General features: G+C 71.9%; 5 protein-coding genes. 2 read left to right on the plus strand and 3 right to left on the minus strand.

Translation table 11 applies throughout. The annotated features are described in order from the left end of the window. Nucleotides 1-30: 30 nt before the first annotated feature. Together DQW06_RS19910 and DQW06_RS19915 are read right to left on the minus strand one after the other, a co-directional pair. The gene (locus DQW06_RS19910; RefSeq protein WP_117199088.1) at nt 31-1,173 is read right to left on the minus strand and encodes an acetyl-CoA C-acetyltransferase; all 1,143 of its coding nucleotides are present in this window, start codon (nt 1,171-1,173) and stop codon (nt 31-33) included. A gap of 203 nt (nt 1,174-1,376) precedes the next feature. After that, nucleotides 1,377-3,407 (minus strand): MDR family MFS transporter, encoded by a 2,031-nt coding sequence (locus DQW06_RS19915; RefSeq protein WP_013155165.1) that lies wholly within the window; start codon nt 3,405-3,407, stop codon nt 1,377-1,379. Between the two features lie 224 nt (nt 3,408-3,631). Here DQW06_RS19915 and DQW06_RS19920 point away from each other — a divergent pair, with 224 nt between their 5' ends. Together DQW06_RS19920 and DQW06_RS29295 are read left to right on the plus strand one after the other, a co-directional pair. Beyond that, entirely contained in the window at nt 3,632-4,774 is a 1,143-nt protein-coding gene (locus DQW06_RS19920) for an acyl-CoA dehydrogenase family protein (RefSeq protein ID WP_013155166.1), read from the plus strand. A 36-nt stretch (nt 4,775-4,810) separates the two neighbouring features. Beyond that, entirely contained in the window at nt 4,811-4,978 is a 168-nt protein-coding gene (locus DQW06_RS29295) for a hypothetical protein (protein ID WP_013155167.1), read from the plus strand. A 148-nt stretch (nt 4,979-5,126) separates the two neighbouring features. On the opposite strand, the gene DQW06_RS19925 is transcribed toward DQW06_RS29295, so the two are convergent. After that, the coding region (locus DQW06_RS19925) for an ATP-binding SpoIIE family protein phosphatase (RefSeq protein WP_157983502.1) at nt 5,127-6,305 on the minus strand (1,179 nt) is incomplete at its 5' end.

Consider the following 6,305-nt stretch of genomic DNA (forward strand, 5'->3'; position numbering starts at 1 on the left):
CCGCGTTCCTAACCTCTCAGGTCAGTACAGCTAGACCCGCTCGATGATGGTGACGTTGGCCTGGCCGCCGCCCTCGCACATGGTCTGGAGGCCGTAGCGGCCGCCGGTGCGGTGCAGCTCTGCGACCAGCTTGGCCATGAGCACGGTGCCGGTGGCGCCCAGCGGGTGGCCGAGGGCGATGGCGCCGCCGTTGGGGTTGACCTTGGCCGGGTCGGCGCCCAGCTCCTGGATCCAGGACATCGGCACCGGGGCGAAGGCCTCGTTGATCTCGGTGACGTCGATGTCGTCGATGCCCAGGCCCGCCTTCTCCAGGGCGATCCGGGTCGCCGGGATGGGCGCGGTGAGCATGTACACGGGGTCGTCGCCCACCAGCGAGAGCTGCACGATCCGGGCCAACGGGGTCAGGCCGTGCCGCTCGACCGCCCGCTCGGAGGCGATCAGGACCGCGCCCGCGCCGACGGAGATCTGGCTGGCCACGGCGGCGGTGAGCGCCCAGCCCTCGCGCAGCGGCTTCAGGCCCGCCATCTTCTCCAGGGTGGTGTCGGGGCGCACGCCCTCGTCGCGCTCCACCCCGGCCAGGGGGGCGATCTGCTCGTCGAAGTAACCCGCCTCCAGCGCCCGGGCCGCGCGCCGGTGGCTCTCCAGGGCGAACTCCTCCAGCTGCTCGCGCTTGAAGCCCCACTTCTCGCACATGAGCTGGGCGCCGCGGAACTGGGAGATCTCCTGGTGGCCGTAGCGCTCGGCCCAGCCGTCGCCGTACAGCCCGAGCCCGTTGTCGAGGGCGTACTGGACGTTGGCCCCCATGGGGACCATGCCCATGTTCTCCACGCCCGAGGCCACGACGAGGTCCTGGGTGCCGGACATGACGCCCTGGGCGGCGAAGTGGACGGCCTGCTGGGAGGAGCCGCACTGGCGGTCGATGGTGACGCCGGGGACGGACTCCGGGAGGCCCGCGGAGAGCCAGGAGGTGCGGGCGAGGTCGAGCGCCTGCGGCCCGACCTGGCTGACGCAGCCCATGATGACGTCCTCGACCGCGGCGGGGTCCACCCCGGTCCGGGAGACGAGTTCCCTGAGCACGTGCGCCCCCAGGTCCGCCGGGTGCACGGCGGCCAGGGCGCCCTTCTTCGTCCCGACGGGGGTGCGTACTGCGCCGACGATGTATGCCTCGGCCACGGGGTCCTCCAAGGGCCTGGGTGACGGTTACGAACCGAACTGTATTCGGTTTCTCGGATCCGGCAAGCCCCCGCCCCCGCGAACACGGCGTCGCGCGGGTTGTCCACAGGGAGAGGCTTCCCGTGGCGGCGGACCGTGCTCGGTGCCAGTCTGGAGAAAAAAGCTGAGAAGGGGGGCTTGGGTCCCCCTCCCCTGGGTTGCCCTCACGCCCGGTGCGCTCCCCGCTCCAGGTGCCCGGCGTCCCCCTCGTCCCCCAGGACGTCGGTGGTGATCCGCTCCAGGGCGGCCACCACCTCGGGGTGCTCCTCGGGCCCGTAGTCGGCCAGCAGCGAGCGCAGTGCGGTGCGCTGGGCCTCGAACATCCTGCGGGCGGCGGACACGCCGCGCCGGCTGAGCTCCCAGGGCTCGCCCCCACCCGCCAGGTAGCCCGCCTCGACCAGCTCCCGGTGGACCGGCGCCCAGTAGTCGGCGGGCAGCCCGGACATCTCCACCAGCTCCCCGGGCGACAGCGGCCCCGTCACGCCCAGGTGGCTGAGCACCCAGCACGCGCGCGGCGAGACCTCCAGGCCCGCCGCCTCGCGCAGGCGCTCGTACATCTGGTCGGCACCCTCCCGGCCGCAGGCCCGGAACACCTCCTTCTCCACGTGCGCGACGGCGCTGCGGCTCGCTGCGGCCACGGGCGGGATGGACTCGTCCAGGTCCGGGGAGTCGATGGTGGTGCGCAGCGGGATCTGCCGCAGGAACAGCGCCAGCACGAACCCGGCCAGGGCGACCGGGACCGCGCACAGGAAGACGGTGTCCACGGCGTCCGCGTAGGCCTGGAGGAAGGACGCCTGCGCCTGCGGGGCCAGCTGGTCCAGGCTGCGCGGGTCGCTCTCCAGCGCCGCGGGGTCCACCCCGGGCGGCAGCTGGATCTGCGCGGCCCGCTCGGCCAGGTTGGCCGCCAGCTGCCCGGAGAAGACGGCGCCGAACACCGCCGTGCCGAACGACCCCCCGATGGAGCGGAAGAACGTCGCCGCCGAGGTGGCCACTCCCAGGTTCGCGTAGCTGGCGGCGTTCTGCACCACCACGACCACCACCTGCATCACCAGGCCCAGGCCGAGACCGAGGACGAAGAAGTAGAACCCCATCTGCGTCATCGAGCTCTCCGGGCCCAGCCGCGAGAGCAGGAACAGTCCGAGGGAGGTCACCGCCATCCCCAGCACCGGGTAGACCTTGTAGTGGCCGGTGCGGGTGACCAGGCGCCCGCTGGTGATCGAGGTCAGGAACAGGCCCAGCACCATCGGCAGCAGGTGCAGTCCCGAGGCCGTGGGCGACAGGCCGTGCACGACCTGGAGGAACAGCGGCAGGAAGGCCATCGACCCCATCATCGCGAAGCCCACGCAGAAGCCGATCGCCATGGCCACCACGATGGTCGGGTCGCGGAACAGGCTGAGCGGCATGACCGGGTCCTGCGCCCGCCGCGCGGACAGCCACCAGCCCACGCCGAGCACCACGGCTACGGCGCCGAGCCCGAGGACCTGCGGCGACGTCCACGGGTAGAGGCTGCCGCCCCAGGAGGCGACCAGCGTCAGGCAGATCGCGGTGGCGGCCAGCAGCACGATCCCGGAGTAGTCGATGCTCTGGCGGCCGGTCGGCTGGCGGCGCGGCAGCACCACGAGCACCGTGACGAAGGCCAGCACCCCCAGCGGCAGGTTGACGTAGAACACCCACCGCCAGGACAGGTGGTCCACGAACAGTCCGCCGAGCAGCGGACCGGCCACGCTGGAGATCCCGAACACCGCGCCGAACAGCCCCTGGTACTTGCCGCGCTCGCGGGGCGAGACGACGTCGCCGATGATGGCGGAGGCCAGCACCATGAGTCCTCCGCCGCCCACGCCCTGGAGCGCGCGGAAGAGGATGAGCTGGAGCATGCTCTGGGCGGTCCCGCACAGGGCCGAGCCCGCCACGAAGACGGCGATGCACACCAGGAAGAACTGCTTGCGGCCGAACTGGTCGCCGAGTTTGCCCCACAGCGGCGTGACGGCCGTGACCGCGAGCAGGTAGGCGGTGATCACCCACGACAGGTGGTTGAGCCCGCCGAGGTCGGACACGATCGTGGGCAGCGCGGTGGACACGATCGTCTGGTCCAGGGCCGCCAGCAGCACGGTGAGCATCAGCGCGCTCATGATCACCGCGATCCTGCCGCTCCGGTGCTCCCTGCGCGCCCGATGCCTGGCCTCGTACTGGACCATGGCCCTCCCCTCCCCCGGCCGGGCCGCACGCGGTCCCGTCCCTCGGCTACCGGCTCCGCTGCCGCCACCCTAGGAAGCCGTCGCGCCCGCGCCCCGCCGGAACCGCCGGACGGGCTCCCACGGGCACGGGAACTTTGCCGGGGCTTGGACTGTCCCCTTCAAAACCGAATCTTGTTCGGTTACTGTGGCGTCACGCAGGAATCCCCGACACCCCGGAGCAGAGCATGAAGCGGGAACTCTTCGACGCCGACCACGACCTCTTCCGCGCATCGGTGGCCGAGTTCCTCAAGCGCGAGGTCACGCCCCGCCATCCGGAGTGGGAGAGGGACGGGATCGTGCCCCGCGAGGTGTGGACCAGGGCGGGCGAGGTCGGCCTGCTCGGCCACGGCGTGCCCGAGGAGTACGGCGGCACCGGGCTGCGGGACTTCCGCTACAACACCATCGTCAACGAGGAGATCTGCCGGGCCCGCGCCAGCGGCCTGGGCGTCACCCTCCAGAACGACGTCATGGCCCCGTACATGGTCGACCTGACCGACGAGGAGCAGAAGCGGCGCTGGCTGCCGGGGTTCGCCAGCGGCGAACTGATCACCGCCATCGCCATGACCGAACCCGGGGCGGGCAGCGACCTCCAGGGCATCGCCACCTCGGCGGTGCGCGACGGCGACGAGTACGTCGTCAACGGGTCCAAGACCTTCATCACCAACGGCGTCAACGCCGACCTGGTGATCGTGGTCGCCCGGACCGACCCCGACGCGGGCGCGCAGGGCTTCTCGCTGATCGCGGTGGAACGCGGCGCCGCCGGGTTCACCCGGGGCCGCAACCTCGACAAGATCGGCATGAAGGCGCAGGACACCGCCGAGCTGTTCTTCGACGACGTGCGCGTCCCGGCCGCCAACCTCATCGGCCGGGAGGGCGGCGGGTTCGTCCACCTGATGGAGAACCTGCCCCAGGAGCGGTTGTCCATCGCCACCTGCGCGGTGGCCTCCGCCGACGCCGTGCTCCAGCACACCATCGCCTACTGCCGGGAGCGGACCGCCTTCGGCCGTCCGATTGGGCGCTTCCAGAACACCCGTTTTGTTCTGGCCGAGTTGGCCACCGAGGTGGACATCGCCCGCACCTACGTGGACCGCGGCATCGGCCTGCTCAACCGCGGTGAGCTGACCGTGGAGGACGCCGCCATGGCCAAGTGGTGGACCACGGAACTGTGCAACAAGGTCGTGGACCGGTGCCTCCAGCTTCACGGCGGGTACGGGTACATGATGGAATACCCCGTGGCACGGGCCTGGCAGGACACCCGCGTCCAGACGATCTACGGTGGCACCACCGAGATCATGAAGGAGATCGTCGGGCGCGGCCTGGGTCTGTGACCGCACAACCCCCTCCCCAGAAGGGTCGGAGCTGGAATGAGCGGTGCTTGGGACGGCCTCATCGTCATGGGCCTGCTGGTCGTGCTGCTCGTGATCGGGGTGCGCAAGCTCCGGCCCCGGGTCCACATCCCGTGGACCACCAGCGGGATCGTGGTCTTCTTCGTCTTCCTGTGCCTGCTGCTGTGGGCCTGGTCCTGGCGCTAGACAGGACCCTCCCTGACGGGCGGGCCGGTGCCGCGGCCCGCTCCCCCTCCGCGACAGGCGTCAGCGGACCGCCGGCGGCCGCCGAAGGGACGGGCCCGGCGCGTCGCGGCGGTTCCACGACGGCGCCGGGCCCGCAGGCGGCGGGAGGCTAGTCCCGCCCGGCCTTCTCCCCGTCGTCGGCCCTGTGCTGCTCCCCGGTCTCCTCGGAGTGCATGGGCATCTCGAACCAGACCGCCTTGCCGTCCGGGGTCGGCCGCGCCCCCCACCGGCTGGCCAGCTGCTCGACCAGGTACAGGCCGCGGCCGCCCTCGTCGTCGGCGGCGGCGCTGCGGATGCGGGGCAGGCGCAGGTCGTTGTCGAAGACCTCCACCCACACCGTGTTCGCGCCCCGCCGCAGCCGCAGCAGGAACTCCTTCTCCCCGGCCTCCTCGGCGGGTTCGTCGGCCTCCTCGGCCACCGCCTCCAGCAGGTCGGTCCAGTCCTCGTCGAACTCGTCGGCCACCGCGTCGAGCGGGGTCTCGGAGTCCAGCACCCCTCCGCCGGTGAACTCGCGGTGAACCGGGTGCGGGGTGGCGTGGATGACGACGTTGGTGACGATCTCCGAGACCAGCAGGCAGGCCAGCTCGGCCTGGTCGCGGTCCACCCCCCACTCGCTGAAGGTGTGGGCCGCCATGTGGCGGGCCTCGCCCACGGTGGAGGCCTCCGAGGGGAACCAGCCCTCGCGCAGCGCCAGCTCCTCGGAGTGGGTGCGCACGACCAGCAGAGCGGTGTCGTCGTCGTGTTCGCCCGGGACGCTGTGCACGGCCGCCTCGGCGATCTGGTCCACGTCCTTGTCGGCGACCTCGGCCACCCGCTCCGCCAGCAGCTCGAAGGCGCTCTCGGGGTCCGCCCTGCCCCCGGCCGGGCGCCGGTCCACGAGCCCGTCGGTGTACAGGACCAGGGTGGCGCCGATGGGCAGGCGCAGGTTGGCCTGGTGGTAGACCACGTCCTCGCCCGATCCGCCCTTGGCCCGCACGCCCAGCATGCGGTCGGTGACCTCCAGGTCGATCTTCTCCACCGACTCGGAGGTGACCAGCAGCGGGGGCGCGTGCCCGGCGTTGGCGTAGGACAGCTCGCGCGACCAGGCGTCGTAGACCATGTACAGGCAGCTGACGCTGGGGATCCAGGTGCCGCCCTCCTCGTCCTCCTGGCCCAGCTGGCGGACCCACTCGTCGAGTTCGCGCAGGATGTCGGCGGGCTCGCGGTCGGCCTGGGCGAAGGCGCGCAGCGCGGCGCGCAGCTGGCCCATGACGGCGGCGGCGTGCGGGCCGCGGCCCTCGACGTCGCC

Origin of the sequence: Nocardiopsis sp. TNDT3, assembly GCF_003427465.1 — a bacterium.
In the GTDB taxonomy this organism is placed as follows: Bacteria; Actinomycetota; Actinomycetes; order Streptosporangiales; family Streptosporangiaceae; genus Nocardiopsis; species Nocardiopsis dassonvillei.